The organism is Rahnella sp. AA, from assembly GCF_002834385.1.
Taxonomy (GTDB): Bacteria; Pseudomonadota; Gammaproteobacteria; order Enterobacterales; family Enterobacteriaceae; genus Rahnella.
The window spans coordinates 39351-53691 of sequence record NZ_PITQ01000011.1 but is presented as its reverse complement, the minus strand read 5'-3'; the positions used below and the strand labels follow the sequence as shown (position 1 = coordinate 53691).

General features: G+C 52.5%; 15 protein-coding genes. 9 read left to right on the top strand and 6 right to left on the bottom strand.

Going from position 1 to position 14341, the window contains the following annotated elements:
* Positions 1–156 precede the first annotated feature (156 nt).
* Together mltA and tcdA are read left to right on the top strand one after the other, a co-directional pair.
* Positions 157–1269 (top strand): murein transglycosylase A, encoded by a 1113-nt coding sequence (gene mltA / locus CWS43_RS21865; protein ID WP_101079239.1) that lies wholly within the window; start codon positions 157–159, stop codon positions 1267–1269.
* A gap of 29 nt (positions 1270–1298) precedes the next feature.
* The gene (gene tcdA, locus CWS43_RS21860; RefSeq protein WP_101079238.1) at positions 1299–2114 is read left to right on the top strand and encodes a tRNA cyclic N6-threonylcarbamoyladenosine(37) synthase TcdA; all 816 of its coding nucleotides are present in this window, start codon (positions 1299–1301) and stop codon (positions 2112–2114) included.
* On the opposite strand, the gene csdE is transcribed toward tcdA, so the two are convergent.
* Positions 2102–2536 carry a cysteine desulfurase sulfur acceptor subunit CsdE gene (gene csdE / locus CWS43_RS21855; RefSeq protein ID WP_101079237.1) on the bottom strand — a complete coding sequence of 145 codons (435 nt, stop codon included), beginning with the start codon at positions 2534–2536 and terminating at the stop codon, positions 2102–2104. The two genes, tcdA and csdE, sit on opposite strands and share 13 nt — an antisense overlap.
* Positions 2537–2554: 18 nt before the next feature.
* On the bottom strand, positions 2555–3760 hold the full coding sequence (gene csdA, locus CWS43_RS21850) for a cysteine desulfurase CsdA (protein WP_101079236.1): 1206 nt from the start codon (positions 3758–3760) through the stop codon (positions 2555–2557).
* Positions 3761–3948: 188 nt separating this feature from the next.
* On the opposite strand from csdA, the gene CWS43_RS21845 reads away from it, so the two are divergent.
* The 4 genes from CWS43_RS21845 to rlmM all read left to right on the top strand — a co-directional run bounded on the left by CWS43_RS21845 (position 3949) and on the right by rlmM (position 7140).
* Entirely contained in the window at positions 3949–4170 is a 222-nt protein-coding gene (locus CWS43_RS21845; protein WP_101079235.1) for a YgdI/YgdR family lipoprotein, read from the top strand.
* Positions 4171–4633: 463 nt separating this feature from the next.
* Positions 4634–5554 (top strand): transcriptional regulator GcvA, encoded by a 921-nt coding sequence (locus tag CWS43_RS21840; protein ID WP_101079234.1) that lies wholly within the window; start codon positions 4634–4636, stop codon positions 5552–5554.
* A gap of 91 nt (positions 5555–5645) precedes the next feature.
* Positions 5646–6041: a DUF423 domain-containing protein gene (locus CWS43_RS21835; protein ID WP_101079233.1), complete on the top strand. Its 396-nt coding sequence runs from the start codon at positions 5646–5648 to the stop codon at positions 6039–6041.
* Positions 6034–7140 (top strand): 23S rRNA (cytidine(2498)-2'-O)-methyltransferase RlmM, encoded by a 1107-nt coding sequence (rlmM, locus tag CWS43_RS21830; protein WP_101079232.1) that lies wholly within the window; start codon positions 6034–6036, stop codon positions 7138–7140. Before CWS43_RS21835 ends, rlmM begins: the two co-directional genes overlap by 8 nt.
* Before the next feature lie 67 nt (positions 7141–7207).
* Here the strand turns inward: rlmM and xni are convergent, their stop codons facing one another.
* From xni to queF, 3 genes are all read right to left on the bottom strand, one after another.
* Entirely contained in the window at positions 7208–7960 is a 753-nt protein-coding gene (xni, locus tag CWS43_RS21825; RefSeq protein ID WP_101079231.1) for a flap endonuclease Xni, read from the bottom strand.
* 78 nt (positions 7961–8038) lie between these two features.
* Positions 8039–9403, bottom strand: a complete 1365-nt coding sequence (gene ppnN / locus CWS43_RS21820; RefSeq protein WP_101079230.1) for a nucleotide 5'-monophosphate nucleosidase PpnN — start codon at positions 9401–9403, stop codon at positions 8039–8041.
* A gap of 240 nt (positions 9404–9643) precedes the next feature.
* Positions 9644–10489 (bottom strand): NADPH-dependent 7-cyano-7-deazaguanine reductase QueF, encoded by an 846-nt coding sequence (queF, locus tag CWS43_RS21815; RefSeq protein ID WP_101079229.1) that lies wholly within the window; start codon positions 10487–10489, stop codon positions 9644–9646.
* Between the two features lie 79 nt (positions 10490–10568).
* On the opposite strand from queF, the gene syd reads away from it, so the two are divergent.
* Complete coding sequence (gene syd, locus CWS43_RS21810; RefSeq protein ID WP_101079228.1) at positions 10569–11120, top strand: SecY-interacting protein; 552 nt, start codon at positions 10569–10571, stop codon at positions 11118–11120.
* A 679-nt stretch (positions 11121–11799) separates the two neighbouring features.
* On the opposite strand, the gene CWS43_RS21805 is transcribed toward syd, so the two are convergent.
* Entirely contained in the window at positions 11800–13038 is a 1239-nt protein-coding gene (locus tag CWS43_RS21805) for an MFS transporter (RefSeq protein WP_101079227.1), read from the bottom strand.
* 181 nt (positions 13039–13219) lie between these two features.
* On the opposite strand from CWS43_RS21805, the gene CWS43_RS21800 reads away from it, so the two are divergent.
* Together CWS43_RS21800 and truC are read left to right on the top strand one after the other, a co-directional pair.
* Positions 13220–13534, top strand: coding sequence for a YqcC family protein (locus CWS43_RS21800; RefSeq protein WP_101079226.1), 315 nt, complete (start codon positions 13220–13222; stop codon positions 13532–13534).
* Position 13535: 1 nt separating this feature from the next.
* Positions 13536–14315 carry a tRNA pseudouridine(65) synthase TruC gene (truC, locus tag CWS43_RS21795; RefSeq protein ID WP_101079225.1) on the top strand — a complete coding sequence of 260 codons (780 nt, stop codon included), beginning with the start codon at positions 13536–13538 and terminating at the stop codon, positions 14313–14315.
* Positions 14316–14341: the final 26 nt, after the last annotated feature.

Sequence of the window (14341 nt, the reverse complement as noted above, 5' to 3'; positions counted from 1 at the left end):
TAAAGCACCAAGTTGCTGGGTTTTTGTCCACAAAATCGTCGTTTGGGGTGCAATTTGGCTCAGTACACTTTTTTATACTGTGGCAATTCCTTTCTGATATCCCGTTTGTTATCGTTTCGCCAGTCATTTCCCTGAATGTAAGAGAGCGCGGCAACAATGAAAGGACGTTGGAGTAAGTATCTGCTGAGTGGTCTGGTGATTGCAGTGTTGGCGGGCTGTTCCTCGCGGCCGACTGACCGGGGCCAGCAGTATAAAGATGGCCGTCTGGACAACGCGCTGGAATACGTGAATGAGCCGAACGCCACAGGGAAACCGGTCAACGCGCTGGATTATTCAAATCAGGTAGCCGCAGTACAAACCGCTTCCTCTTCTTTATATGGTCGTAACAACACGACTTTCCAGGCCGTTGAGCAGTGGCTGCGTTCCGGCGCTGACACTCGCAACCTGAGTCAATACGGCATCAGTGCTTATCAGATGGAAGGGGCTGACAACTTCGGTAACGTGCAACTGACCGGCTATTACACGCCGGTTGTGCAGGCGCGCTATACCCGTCAGGGCGAATTCCAGTATCCGCTATACCGTATGCCGCCAAAACGTGGTCGTCTGCCGGATCGCGCCTCTATTTACTCCGGTGCGCTGAGCGACAACTACGTGGTCGCCTGGACCAATTCCCTGATGGATAACTTCATGATGGAAGTGCAGGGCAGCGGTTATGTGGATTATGGCGACGGGCGTCCGTTTATGTTCTTTGGCTATGCTGGCAAAAACGGCCACGCTTACCGCAGTATCGGTAAGGTGTTGATCGACCGCGGTGAAGTGGCTCGCGAGAATATGTCGATGCAGGCTATTCGTCAGTGGGCTGATACGCATAGCCCGGCAGAAGTACGGGAACTGCTTGAGCAAAATCCGTCATTCGTCTTCTTTAAACCGGAACCTTTTGCCCCTGTTCGTGGCGCGAGCGGCGTTCCGCTGGTCGCTAAGGCGTCAGTAGCATCCGACCGTTCGCTTATTCCGGCAGGCACCACGCTGCTGGCAGAAGTGCCTGAACTCAATGATAAAGGTAAGTTTACCGGTAAATATCATATGCGTCTGATGGTTGCGCTGGACGTTGGTGGCGCGATTAAAGGACAACATTTCGATATGTATCAGGGGATTGGTACAGATGCCGGGCATGCAGCAGGATTTTATAATCACTACGGGCGCGTCTGGGTGTTAAAATCAGCGCAGAACGGCAAACCGCTGTTCACCGCTTATTCACAATCAAATTAAGTTTTCAGACGCACTGAGGTTTTTCGTTCATGACAGCAACATACTCCGACGCTTATCAGCAACGCTTTGGCGGTACTGCTCGCCTTTATGGTCAGCAGGCGCTGGAGCTTTTCTCGCAGGCCCACGTCTGTGTGATTGGTATTGGCGGGGTGGGTTCCTGGGCGGCGGAAGCGCTGGCGAGAACCGGCATTGGCGCTATCACGCTGATTGATATGGATGATGTGTGCGTCACCAATACCAACCGGCAGGTTCATGCATTGCGGGAAAACGTCGGGCAGGCGAAAACAGAAATTATGGCGCAGCGTATTCTGGCGATTAATCCGGAGTGCAACGTGACCTGCATCGACGATTTCATTACGCCCGATAATGTCGCTGAAATGCTCGACAGAGGTTTCAGCTACGTCATTGATGCTATCGACAGCGTGCGTCCGAAAGCGGCTTTGCTGGCGTACTGTCGCCGCTTTAAAATCCCTGTCGTCACTACGGGCGGTGCCGGTGGGCAGATTGATCCGACGCAAATTGCCGTCGTCGATCTGGCAAAAACCATTCAGGATCCGCTGGCTGCGAAACTGCGCGAACGTCTGAAAAATGATTTTAATGTCATGAAAAATAGCAAAGGGAAGCTGGGCATTGATTGTGTATTTTCCAGCGAACCGCTGATGTATCCGCAGGCGGATGGATCGGTATGTACGTCACGCGCGACGGCGGAAGGGCCGAAACGTATGGATTGTGCTTCCGGATTTGGTGCTGCGACCATGGTTACCGCCACATTCGGTTTTGTCGCGGTTTCCCATGTCCTTAAAAAGATGATGGCGAAAGCTCAGCGTCAGGCTCAGGCGGCCTGACGGGCGAGGGCGATTACGCCTTCTGCCAGCGCATTCAGCCCGCTGGAACGGCTGGTGCTCAGTTGTTCGCGCAAACCTAATACGTCAAACAGCGCCAGCGGATCCCGCTCCAGGATTTCCACTGGCGTTTTGCCTTCGACGGCCGTCAGTAATACGGCCAGCAATCCTTTCACGATCCGTCCTTCGCTGTCGCCATAGAAATGCATGGTTCCGTTTTCTGCCTTTTCGGCACCCAGCCAGACCCGGTTTTCGCAGCCTGATAATTCATTTTCAGGTGTTTTGAGCGAAACATTGAGCGGCGGCAGGGATTTCGCGAGCAGGATTAACTGGCGGTAGCGATCTTCCCACTGACGGAATGAAGCAAATTTTTCAGTCAGGGACGTTTCAGTGATTTCATGCCCGAAAGGGTGTGGGGCTAACATGGCTTTCCTCGGTGTGAATTAATCCGCTAACAGCGTCAGGGCGTATTTTACCGCCGCGACCAGCCGCGATACGTCATTTTCGTTATTATACGGTGCAAATGAGGCACGCAATGTTCCGCTGATGCCCAGCGCCTCCATTAACGGCTGCGCGCAATGCTGGCCCGCGCGAAGTGCGATGCCCTGTTCGGCCAGAAGTGTCACCAGATCGCTGTGATGCACACCGGCGATATCAAACGATAAAATAGATGCGTTTTGTAAACGGAAGCAGCGGAAACCGGCAAGTTCGGCCAATTGGTTTTCTGCGAGCGTCGCGAGGTGCTGGGCATAGGTTTCTGCGGCCTGCATATCGACAGTGTCCAGCCATTTCAGCGCCGCTGACAGGCCGATAACGCCTGCAATGTTCGGCGTGCCTGCTTCAAAACGATGCGGAACGGTCTGAGGCGTAAAACCGGTCATCGACGCCTGCGTCAGCATTTTTCCGCCACCTTGCCACGGCTGCATATCCTCCAGCAGCGCCGTTTTGCCATAGAGCACGCCAATGCCGGTTGGGCCGTAGAGTTTATGGCCCGAGAAGGCATAGAAATCAATGTCCATAGCCTGCATGTCTGCCGGGCAATGTACTGCGCCCTGCGCGCCATCAATAAAGACCTGTGTTCCGTTGGCATGGGCGAGTTCAACAGCGCGGGCCAGGTCCGGCGCGCCCCCTGTGACATTCGACATCTGCCCCAATGCCAGCAGGCGGCTTTTGGAATTCAAAATAGCCGGAAGGGCGGAGATATCCGGCAAACCCTGCTCATCAATGGGCAGGGTGACGACGCGCGCCTGGCATTGTTCCGCCACAATCAGCCACGGGATCAGGTTTGCATGATGCTCCGCCTGGCTGACAATAATCTCATCGCCCGGTTGTAATTGCGGGCGCAGCCAGCCTTGCGAAACCAAATTGACGGACTCCGTCGTGCCGCGCGTCCAGACAATATCTTCTGAGCGGGGCGCGTTAATCCACTGCGCAACCCTTTTTCTGGCCTGCTCATATTCTTCTGTCAGCGTTTGCGCTGCGCTGTGCTGGCTGCGGTGAACCGTCGCGCCTTCCTGCGTATAAAAATTCAGGGTTGCGTCAATCACCGCCTGAGGCCGGAGAGCCGTCGCAGCGCTGTCGAGATAGCATTGCCCTTGTGACATCGCGGGAAATTGTTGACGAAAATCAGCAGGTTTAAAGTCTTTCATACGAAATCAGATCCTTCGGCCTGAGTGAAAAAGTACAGATTTATCTGTTACACAAGCCACTTATTCATTTTAGGAATGGTTACCTGGAAATTTATCAGAGGTTTGTTATGCTGAATTACGATGACTAGAAGCATTAGCCTGGGGTTTTCCCAGGATTTTAAAGCATTTTAAACTGCAAGGAGTCTATGATGAAGAAGATCGCCGCCGTAATTTCAGCTGCACTGCTGACAACAACACTTGCCGCCTGTTCAAGCAATTATGTGATGCACACCAACGATGGCCGGACCATTGTTGCTGAAGGCAAACCAAGCACCGACAGTGATACCGGTATGATCAGTTATACCGATGCGTATGGCAACAAGCAGCAGATCAATAAATCTGAAATCAAAGAAATGGCAGAAGGGAAATAATCCCTTAAGTGAGCACCTTTAGTCTGGTGGCTCACGGGACTTTCATGCTTTGCTTTGTGACAAAACCGGCTCCTCTTGCGATGAGGCCGGTTTTGTCACATTATGCGGCCTCATTGCCCCGGATACCGCAAAAAATGGGCAAAAAAAAGCACCGCAAATTGCGGTGCTAAAAAATCACTTTGGACAGACAGGGTAATGTACAGGAAGTGAAAAATTTGTAGCACTTAAGCTACGAGTCCGGATTGCCGGACAATTGCAAACACAACATCACAACCACAAGCCAAAAGTATTTCAGCATCCTCATACCAATCTACTTTTCGTTCCGGCTCAGGAAGTGGCGCCACTATAGGTTTTTGCCTGTACATCCTCAACGGACAAATTATAATGTCTCGGATTAAAAAAACTAATACCTAAACCCACGGACAGGCGTTCCGCTTACCGGCGAATAATAAGTATTCATTCTATGTCAAAACGTTTACCACCTCTGAACTCTCTGCGCGTGTTTGATGCCGCAGCGCGCCACCTTAGTTTTACTAAAGCGGCGGAGGAATTGTTCGTCACACAGGCTGCCGTTAGCCACCAGATTAAGTCACTTGAGGACTTTTTAGGGCTAAAACTGTTTCGCCGGCGTAATCGTTCTTTGTTACTGACCGAAGAGGGGCAGAGCTATTACCTGGATATCAAAGAGATATTTTCGGCCCTGAATGAGGCGACGCGCAAACTTCAGGCGCGGAGCGCGAAAGGCGCACTGACCGTCAGTTTACCGCCAAGCTTTGCGATTCAATGGCTGGTGCCAAGATTGTCTGGCTTTAACTCAGCTTATCCGGGCATTGATGTGCGCATCCAGGCTGTGGACCGTGAAGAGGACAAATTGTCCGACGACGTTGATGTGGCGATTTTCCACGGTCGTGGTAACTGGCCGGGCCTGCGAGCGGAACGTTTATATGCCGAATATTTACTCCCGGTTTGCTCTCCGTCTTTGCTGATGGGCGATAATCCGCTGAAAGAACCGGCTGATTTAAGTCATCACACGCTATTGCACGATGCCTCCCGCCGTGACTGGCTGGCTTACACCAAACAACTGGGGTTGCAGCAGGTAAATGTGCAGCAGGGGCCAATTTTCAGCCACAGTGCGATGGTGGTTCAGGCGGCGGTCCACGGGCAGGGAATTGCGCTGGTGAATAATGTGATGGCGCAGACGGAAATCGAGGCCGGACGTCTGGTCTGTCCGTTTAGTGAAGTTTTAATCAGTAAAAATGCTTTTTATCTGGTTTGTCATGACAGTCAGGCAGAACTGGGTAAAATAGCCGCCTTTCGTCAGTGGATCCTCGCCCGCGCAGCCAGCGAGCAGGAAAAACTGCGTTTTCGTTTCGATCAGGCGTGATGTCTGAGTCTGGGGAAGGTTTTCCTGAACAGGCTGACAAAGCTGATATCTCACGGCTTTATCAGTAAACAGCGATAACAGGTAACGCATAATGACCAGTCGTTCAATGTTGATCTTTGCCGCGATCAGCGGTTTTGTTTATGTCGCTTTTGGGGCTTTCGGCGCACACGTTCTGAGCCAGTCGCTCGGCGAGGCGGAAATGTCATGGATCCATACCGGCCTGACATATCAAAGTATTCACACGCTGGCGGTGATGATTTTAGGTGTTGCGATGCAGCGCCAGCGTAATGTGTGGTTCTACTGGAGCAGCGCCTTTTTAGCGCTGGGAACCGTTTTATTCAGCGGCAGCCTTTATTGCCTGGCGCTGTCTCATCTCCGCTTATTTGCTTTTGTAACTCCGATTGGCGGTACCTTATTTCTGGTCGGTTGGATTTTGTTGTTGATCGGCGCCCTGCGCCTGAAGAAAAAGGCCGAACGCCATGAATAAAGTTGCTCTCTACTGCCGTCAGGGTTTTGAAAAAGAATGCGCAGCAGAAATTACCGACAAAGCCGCGAAGATGGAAATCTTCGGTTTTGCCCGCGTAAAAGAAAACAGCGGTTATGTGCTGTTTGAATGTTATCAGCCGGATGATGCTGATCGTATTGCAAAAAATCTGCCTTTCCGCGAGCTGATTTTTGCCCGTCAGTTGATCGTCGTTGGCGAACTGTTGAAAGATTTACCACCGGAAGATCGTGTTTCGCCGATCGTCGGTATGGTGCAGAACGTCATTACCAACGGCGGTGAACTGCGCGTTGAAGTGCCGGACACCAACGAAAGCAAAGAGCTGACCAAGTTCTGCCGTAAGCTCACCGTTCCGCTGCGTTCTGCGATGCGCGAGTGCCGCGTGTTGGGTAAGAAAGAAAACGCCCTGCGCCCGGTCGTTCACGTGTTCTTTATCGCCCCGGGTTGCTGCTACGTGGGCTATTCCTACAGCAATAATAATTCCCCGTTCTACATGGGTATTCCGCGTCTGAAGTTCCCGTCCGAAGCGCCGAGCCGTTCAACGCTGAAACTGGAAGAAGCGTTTCACGTATTTATTCCGGCCGACGAGTGGGATGAGCGTCTGGCGAGCGGGATGTATGCGGTCGATCTGGGCGCGTGCCCGGGCGGCTGGACGTATCAGCTGACTCAGCGCAGCATGATGGTGACGGCGATTGATAACGGCCCGATGGCACCGAGCCTGATGGAGACCGGTCAGGTGATCCATTTGCGTGAAGATGGTTTCCGTTACAAATCCACCAGCACCAAGAACTACTGGCTGGTTTGTGACATGGTAGAAAAACCGGCGAAAGTGGCCGCGCTGATGTGCGACTGGCTGGTGAACGGCTGGTGTCGCGAGGCGATTTTCAACCTGAAGTTACCGATGAAAAAGCGTTATGAGGAAGTGTCTAACATTCTTGAGCGTATCGATGAGCGCCTGAAAGAAAACGGCGTGAACGCGGAGATCTTCGCCAAGCAGCTTTATCATGACCGCGAAGAAGTGACCGTTCACATCCGCCGTTTCTGGTCAGCAATTGGTGGGCGTCGCGACGAACGCGACCGCTGATACTTTCGATCATTCAGCCTGTTAATGAGGCGCTTCTCTTCGGAGAGCGCCTTTTTTAATCCAAAACTCAGGGCAGCCGTAGTTGCTGTAAATTGCCATCCAGTGCGAGATCGGTTTGTAGCGTGGAAACCCGTTTACAGGCATAAGCCAGCTCGCGGTGTTCTTCCAGCTTCTTGCGCCATTTTTCCGGAACGCCTTCCAGATTGTGGTAAAGCTCATCCAGCGAGCCAGTCTGCGTCAGCAATGTCACCGCCGTTTTTGGCCCAATCCCCGGCACGCCCGGAATTTTACTGCTGCTGATCCCCGCCAGCCCCCAGTAATCCGTAAGCTGCTGCGGCAAAACACCAAAAGTTTCGCGTACAAAAGGCATATCCAGCCAGCGTTTCTGGAAGTAATCGCGGATTTGCACGTTCGGAGCCAGCAACTGGCAGTAACCTTTGTCCGTCGACACAATCGTGACCTGATGCCCGCCGGATGACACTTTTGCCGCCAGCGTGGCCGCCAGATCGTCCGCCTCATTCCCGGCGGAATGCCAGCAGGTGATGCCCATCTCGGCAAAACCCGCTTTCAGCTCGGGCATCTCCGCAAACAGGTTGTCCGGCATGGGTGAGCGTCCGGCTTTGTAATCCGGCAGGCACTGATGCCGCCAGCTGTCGGCGCGGTCGTCTTCATCAAAAACTGCGACGGCGTGAGTTGCCTGCGTGTGCTGAACGAGTTGTCTGGCGGCATTCTGGCAGGTGAGAAGGCAAGGAGAACCCTGGACCGCGTGAATGCGGCGGATCAGGTTGAGAGCATCAATAATCAGCAGATGTATTGCCATAAGCAGGTCATCAATCCATAAAATCAGAGCGACTTACGTCGCTCCGGGAACTGTTTTAGAAATGCAGCCTGAAAGATGTCAGGCGCAGATTTCATAACAAGGAATGTACGCGCTGCCCGGCAATTTCATGCGGTGCTGTGCGACAAAGCCCTGCAGCAGACTGTCCATTTTTTTCATCAATGCCGGGTCGCCGTGTAGCTTGAAACGCCCGTGCTTTTCGATTGCGTGAATACCAAATTCTTTCACGTTACCGGCCACAATCCCGGAGAAGGCGCGACGCAGTGCGGCGGCCAGTTCCTGTGGTGGCTGGTTCGGATACAGATTCAGGTTCGCCATGTTTTCGTGATTTGGCTCAAACGGATGTTGCAGGTCCGGCGCAATACGGATTGACCAGTTGAAGCTGTAAGCGTCACCACTGTTTCGGCGGTTTTCTTTCACCAGCGGCATCGCGCGTTTCATCTGACGAGCGACTTCGGTCGGATCGTCAACGATGATGGTGTAGAATTTAGCGGCTTCTTCGCCCAGCGTGTCTTTGATAAAGGCATCCAGAACGAGGAAGTAATCTGCGCTTTCTTTTGGCCCGGTCAGGATCAGCGGCAGAACCTGTGCACTGTTTTCCGGATCCATCAAAATACCCAGCAGATACAACAGCTCTTCCGCCGTGCCTACGCCGCCCGGGAAGATAATGATCCCGTGAGCGATACGTACGAAGGCTTCCAGCCGTTTTTCGATATCCGGCATAATGATCAGCTCATTGACCAGCGGATTCGGTGGCTCTGCCGCGATGATAGACGGCTCGGTCATCCCGATAAAACGGCCGGCTTTATAACGCTGCTGCGCGTGGCCGACTGCGGCACCTTTCATCGGTGCTTCCATCGCACCCGGACCGCAGCCGGTGCAAATATTCAGTTCACGCAAACCCAGCTGGCTGCCGACGTTGCGGGCATACTGGTATTCGTTTTCATTAATGGAATGACCGCCCCAGCACACCACCATGTTTGGATCTTCATCCAGATGAAGCGCGCGGGCGTTGCGTAAAATCGAGAACACCATGTTAGTGAGATGGGCTGAATTTCCGCTGTTGAAATTCTCAAAGCGCGAATTGCTGGAAATCTGGGCATTCACGAACAGGATGTCGCGCAGGACGGCGAACAGGTTAGCCTGCAATGAACGGATTATCCGGCCATCCACGAAAGCATCTTCCGGTGGATTCACCAGCTCAAGCTTCACGCCGCGCTCTCTGCGCAGCACGTTGATATCAAAACTTTCGTAACGTTCGAGGAGTTCTTTACTGCTGTCAGTTTGGCTACCGCTGTTAAGCACGGCCAGTGAACAGTTGCGGAAAAGACGGTATAAGTCGCTGCTCGCGGTGCGTTTGAGCATGTCTACTTCCAACTGCGACAACAAATCCATTGAGCCTAACGGGCTGATATGTGTAATCAAAGTTGCTCCTTGACACCAACTGGTGCAGTGAATGTTTCTGCTGAGCTCCGCTGCGCATGATTTTTCGGATCACGTTTTTTGCGTCGTATCGCGAAAGGCAAACAAAAACACTAGCCTGATAGCAGAGAGAACGCGGTAATGGTGTACCGGGGATCTCTCTCTGAATTAACAGTAACCTTGTCATCAGGCTTTTACCAATGCTGACAGAGCGTTAGCTCAGTTCTTGAGCAACGCCCCGCATTATTGTCTGACAAGCCTCGCCGTTGCAGGTTCAAACGGGAAGTTAGATCTCCACGGATTGATATCCAGACCGCCGCGTCGTGTATAGCGGGCGTAGACGGCCAGCTTTTCTGGCTGACAAAAACGCAGGATGTCATTAAAGATGCGTTCGACACATTGTTCGTGGAATTCATTGTGATGGCGAAATGAAACCAGATAACGCAGCAGCGCTTCACGATCAATTTTCGGGCCGCGATACTGGATTTGCACGGAACCCCAGTCTGGCTGATGGGTGATCAGGCAGTTAGATTTCAGCAGGTGGCTGACCAGCGATTCTTCGACAATTTCTTCACCGGCGGCGTCAGCAAGGTAGTCCGTGCTGAATTCATAGCTGTCGATTTCAATATCCTGGTCGTCAATGCAGGTGCCTGCAAAGTGCCCGACCGGCGAGCCTTCGATGTCGGACAAACGGCTGACGGTGACCGTGACGTCGCCCTGAGCGCAGGCGCTTAAATCCCGTGTTAACGTTTCCTGTACCGCCTGCCAGTCAGGGAATACGGTCTGGTTGAAGCTGTTGAGGTAGAGCTTGAAGCTTTTGGATTCGATCAGATTCTGGCTGTCGGCTTTCAGGCTGATTTCACCGACGGCCACCTGTGGTAACCCTTTGGCGTTGAGCCACGACAGTTCGTACAGCGTCCAGATATCGGCGCCCTGGAACGGCAGGTTGTCAGGGAACAGGCCCAGCGGTTCGCGGTTCATGCTGCGCGGAACCGCCTGTAATAAAGAAGCGTCGTAGTGATCGACGTAAGCCGTGCTTTTGCCCAGCGTCAGTTGCGCCAGTGCGGGGTTATCCTGATAAGAGGACATGCTGTCACCTTGCTTAGAGATAGGTACAATAGGGAATAGCCACCAGTTTACCCCAGCCTTACCGGAAGATGAGAGAATTATGGAGTCTGAAGTTTCTGTAGCATTGCGTGAATTTACTCAGCGTTATGTCGATATCTGGCAGCAGGAGACCGGTATGCCGCCGTCCAGCGAAGCGCTGTATGGCGTCGATTCTCCTTGTGTGGTGAAAACCGACGATGACGTTGTTTACTGGCTGACTCAGGTTTTCAGCCCGGCGGCCACGCTGGAAAATGTGGAGCGTGCGATGGAGTTGCAGTTGCGCCCGGAAGCGCATGCGTTTTACACGACGCAGTTTGCCGGTGATATGACGGCCAGCTGGCAGGGCAATGCGATGACGCTGCTTCAGGTCTGGAGCCCGGAGGATTTTACCCGTTTGCAGGAAAATCTGATTGGCCATCTGGTCACGCAAAAGAGACTGAAACTGACGCCAACGGTGTTTCTGGCGACGACGGATTCAGAAATGGACATGGTATCGCTGTGCAATGTGACCGGTAATGTTGTGCTCGAACAGTTCGGCAGTAAAAAACGAACTATACTCTCGCCATCGTTATCAGAATTCCTTACAATGCTGGCCGCTGTACATCCTGCCTGACAGCCATCATATGTAAGCCCCTTCCCGCAGAGCACAAATTGCTCACAAGCGTGTGAGAGATCTCTCACAAAGGCTGTAAGAGATCTCGCTAATTTGACTTAATCACCCTCTCTCGTTATTTAGTAAATCCTTTTATATCAAAAAGATAATGTTTTTATTGCCTGTGAGACGGCTCACGCTCCCTGATTTTGGCTTACACCCTGTCTTGTTCCAAAGGTCAAAATCAACGATTCTAGATGTGCACCAAGGAAGCATGAAACAGAACATCAGGATGATGGCTGGGTCATAAAGAAAGGGACGACTCAGGAAGAGTCAGGACGGCATCGGATTATGCCAGGATGTTTCAGGACGAAACCAGGGACACCTCCAGGACGGAGAAGAGAGCTCACAAAGGAAGCTGAGCGGGTCACAGATGACCAAGGGATTTTAGTCAGGACGACTTAGGATAGCCCGTCAGGATGAAAGTAGGACGATGCAAAGGACAGCAGGTTAGGATAACCACAGGAAAAGTTTTCAGGGATTGAGCAGGGAGCACTTAGGTAGCTGGATTGCTATAAAACGAACCGGGGGCACTGTGAAAACAGTGCCCCCAACTTTTTTGTTTTTTCGCTATAAGTACACGCGCTGTAAATCCCCGCCTTAAAAGGCGCTCCTGATTGAACAGGAGCATCCGTTGTCGTCAGCCAATCGCGCCAAGCACGTCGTCCTGCCCTTGTTTTTTAGGCAGCAGGAAAAGTGTGGCAAAGATATCCAGCAGGTAAATAGCGGCCAGCAGCGTAATTGCCGCAGTAAAAGATACCTGTGCAACCAGCAACCCTATCACCAGCGGGCCAAATCCGCCTACGCCGCGCCCCAGATTGAACAATAAATTCTGCGCTGTTGCCCTGACGCGTACCGGGTACAGATCGGAAATCAAACCGCCATAGCCACCAATCATGCCGTTGACAAACATTCCCATGAGTGCGCCTGCGAACAGCATCAGCGTCGGATCAGACAGTTGTGCATAACACACCACCATGACGACGGCGCCGATCTGGTAAATCAGGAAAATTTTCCAGCGTGGGAAGCGGTCGGACAGCATACCGAACAGCCAGATCCCAAAAGTCATACCGACAACAGTAACGGCGGTCCACAGCCCGGACTTTGTCAGTGAAAAGCCGAAGTTTTTTGACAGGTAGCTGGGCATCCAGATCATCAGCCCGTAGTAGCCAAAATTTTGTACCGAACACAGAATAAAAATACCTATGCTGGCTTTGCTGGTCGCTTTATCCCGAAACAGTAATTTGATGCGGCTGAACAATGAGCCATCATTATTACTGGCCGTGCTTTTGACGAAGGCTTCCGGTTCCCCCATGGTACGTCGGATGAGGAAAGAGGCCAGTGCCGGGAGCAGCCCAACCAGGAACATCCCACGCCAGCCGATAATGCCGAGCAGCATTGGCGTCAGGAAGGCCGCCAGTAAAACACCCAGCTGCCAGCCCATGCCGACATAGGCCGATGCGCGGTTGCGTTTTTCAGCGGGCCATGCCTCAGCAATCAGTGCCATACCAATACCAAATTCGCCGCCCAACCCTACACCCGCAAGTGTGCGGTAAATCAGTAAGTCCCAATAGCCCTGTGCGAAAGCGCATAAACCGGTGAACAGGGAAAACATCAGAATGGTGAAAGTGAGTACGCGGATACGGCCAAAGCGATCGCTTATCGGCCCGAAAATTACACCCCCAAGCACGGCACCAATCAGTGTCCAGGTCACCAGAGAGCCGCTTTGTGATGACGACAGGCCGAATTCGCTGCTGATGGCCGGGAGCATGAAGCCAAGGATCAGTAAGTCGAAACCATCCATAGCGTAGCCTGTGACGGAAGCCAGCATCGCTTTCGCCGGTGTTGCATGTGCTTTTTGAGTATGTTGTGCGGACATTTTTACACATCTGTGAAGAAAAAAGTGGCGGTAGTTTGCCCGTATCGGGCGTTTACTGCCACTCTGAAAAACTTATAGTTGAATTGATAAACCGGATACGATGCAGAAAGTTGGGGCATCAGTCCTTCAATGTTATGCTTTGCGCGCTCCTGGCGGAGTCCATGAACGAAGAGAGTCATTGATGAATATTGAGAAACAGGTGCACCAGATTTTAGAAGATATCGAGCAGGCAATGCGCGATGACAAGCTTTGGCATGCCACGCCGCCTGAACCGGAGGCTTTTGAGAGTAAAGAGCCCTTTTCTGTGGATACGATGTCTGCCGAACAGTGGTTGCAATGGGTGCTGGTTCCGCGGATGTACGCCCTGCTTGCGGCGGAAGCGCCGATGCCGACCCGATTTGCCATCACACCTTATTTTGAAATGGCGATGCCTGACGCCGTCCGGTTGTTGGCTCAGTTGCAACGTCTCGACGATTTACTGAACATAGAAGACTGACATGCTGGAAATTTTGTATCAGGACGAACATCTGATCGCAGTGAATAAACCTGCGGGTATGCTGGTTCATCGTAGCTGGCTGGACCGGCATGAAACGGTGTTTGTGATGCAAACATTGCGAGATCAGATTGGTCAGCATGTGTTTACGGTTCACCGGCTGGATAAGCCGACGTCCGGGGTTTTGCTGCTGGCGCTCTCCAGCGACGTGGCGCGCCTATTGTCGCAGCAGTTTGAAAACAATCAGATGCACAAGGTATATCATGCAATCGTTCGCGGATTTGTTCCTGAAGATGGAACGGTCAATTATGCGCTGACGGAAGAACTGGATAAAATCGCCGATAAATTTGCTAATCCGGATAAAGCGCCACAACCCGCAGTCAGCCATTACCACGTGGTCGCTCAGGTAGAAATGCCGGTCGCCATTGGCCGCTATCAGACGGCCCGTTACAGCCTGGTGGAATTGAAACCGGAAACAGGCCGTAAACATCAGTTGCGCAGGCACATGTCACACCTGCGCCATCCGATTATCGGCGACAGCGCTCACGGTGATTTGAAGCAAAATCGTGGCATGACGGAACATTTTGGGTGTTCAGGTCTGATGCTGCACGCCAGCCATATGCAGTTGCCGCATCCGGTGACGGGCGAGTTGCTTAGCCTGCAGGCGCGCTGGGATCACCGCTGGCAAAAAGCTGTGACGCAGTTTGGCTGGCAGGGAAAAGCCCCCGGGCTTGAAAGGGTTGAGTTTGACCCTGCTTGCGGTCAGGATAGTGCACAAGTTTAAGACGTTAAGATCACACAGGAGTGAAG

Coding starts and splice junctions, on each gene's coding strand:
- csdE (WP_101079237.1), bottom strand. CDS start 2,536: ATGTTAGCCCCACACCCTTTCGGGCATGAAATCACTGAAACGTCCCTG.
- CWS43_RS21800 (WP_101079226.1), top strand. CDS start 13,220: ATGAATATTGAGAAACAGGTGCACCAGATTTTAGAAGATATCGAGCAG.
- csdA (WP_101079236.1), bottom strand. CDS start 3,760: ATGAAAGACTTTAAACCTGCTGATTTTCGTCAACAATTTCCCGCGATG.
- CWS43_RS21845 (WP_101079235.1), top strand. CDS start 3,949: ATGAAGAAGATCGCCGCCGTAATTTCAGCTGCACTGCTGACAACAACA.
- CWS43_RS21835 (WP_101079233.1), top strand. CDS start 5,646: ATGACCAGTCGTTCAATGTTGATCTTTGCCGCGATCAGCGGTTTTGTT.
- CWS43_RS21840 (WP_101079234.1), top strand. CDS start 4,634: ATGTCAAAACGTTTACCACCTCTGAACTCTCTGCGCGTGTTTGATGCC.
- mltA (WP_101079239.1), top strand. CDS start 157: ATGAAAGGACGTTGGAGTAAGTATCTGCTGAGTGGTCTGGTGATTGCA.
- truC (WP_101079225.1), top strand. CDS start 13,536: ATGCTGGAAATTTTGTATCAGGACGAACATCTGATCGCAGTGAATAAA.
- tcdA (WP_101079238.1), top strand. CDS start 1,299: ATGACAGCAACATACTCCGACGCTTATCAGCAACGCTTTGGCGGTACT.
- syd (WP_101079228.1), top strand. CDS start 10,569: ATGGAGTCTGAAGTTTCTGTAGCATTGCGTGAATTTACTCAGCGTTAT.
- queF (WP_101079229.1), bottom strand. CDS start 10,489: ATGTCCTCTTATCAGGATAACCCCGCACTGGCGCAACTGACGCTGGGC.
- xni (WP_101079231.1), bottom strand. CDS start 7,960: ATGGCAATACATCTGCTGATTATTGATGCTCTCAACCTGATCCGCCGC.
- CWS43_RS21805 (WP_101079227.1), bottom strand. CDS start 13,038: ATGTCCGCACAACATACTCAAAAAGCACATGCAACACCGGCGAAAGCG.
- rlmM (WP_101079232.1), top strand. CDS start 6,034: ATGAATAAAGTTGCTCTCTACTGCCGTCAGGGTTTTGAAAAAGAATGC.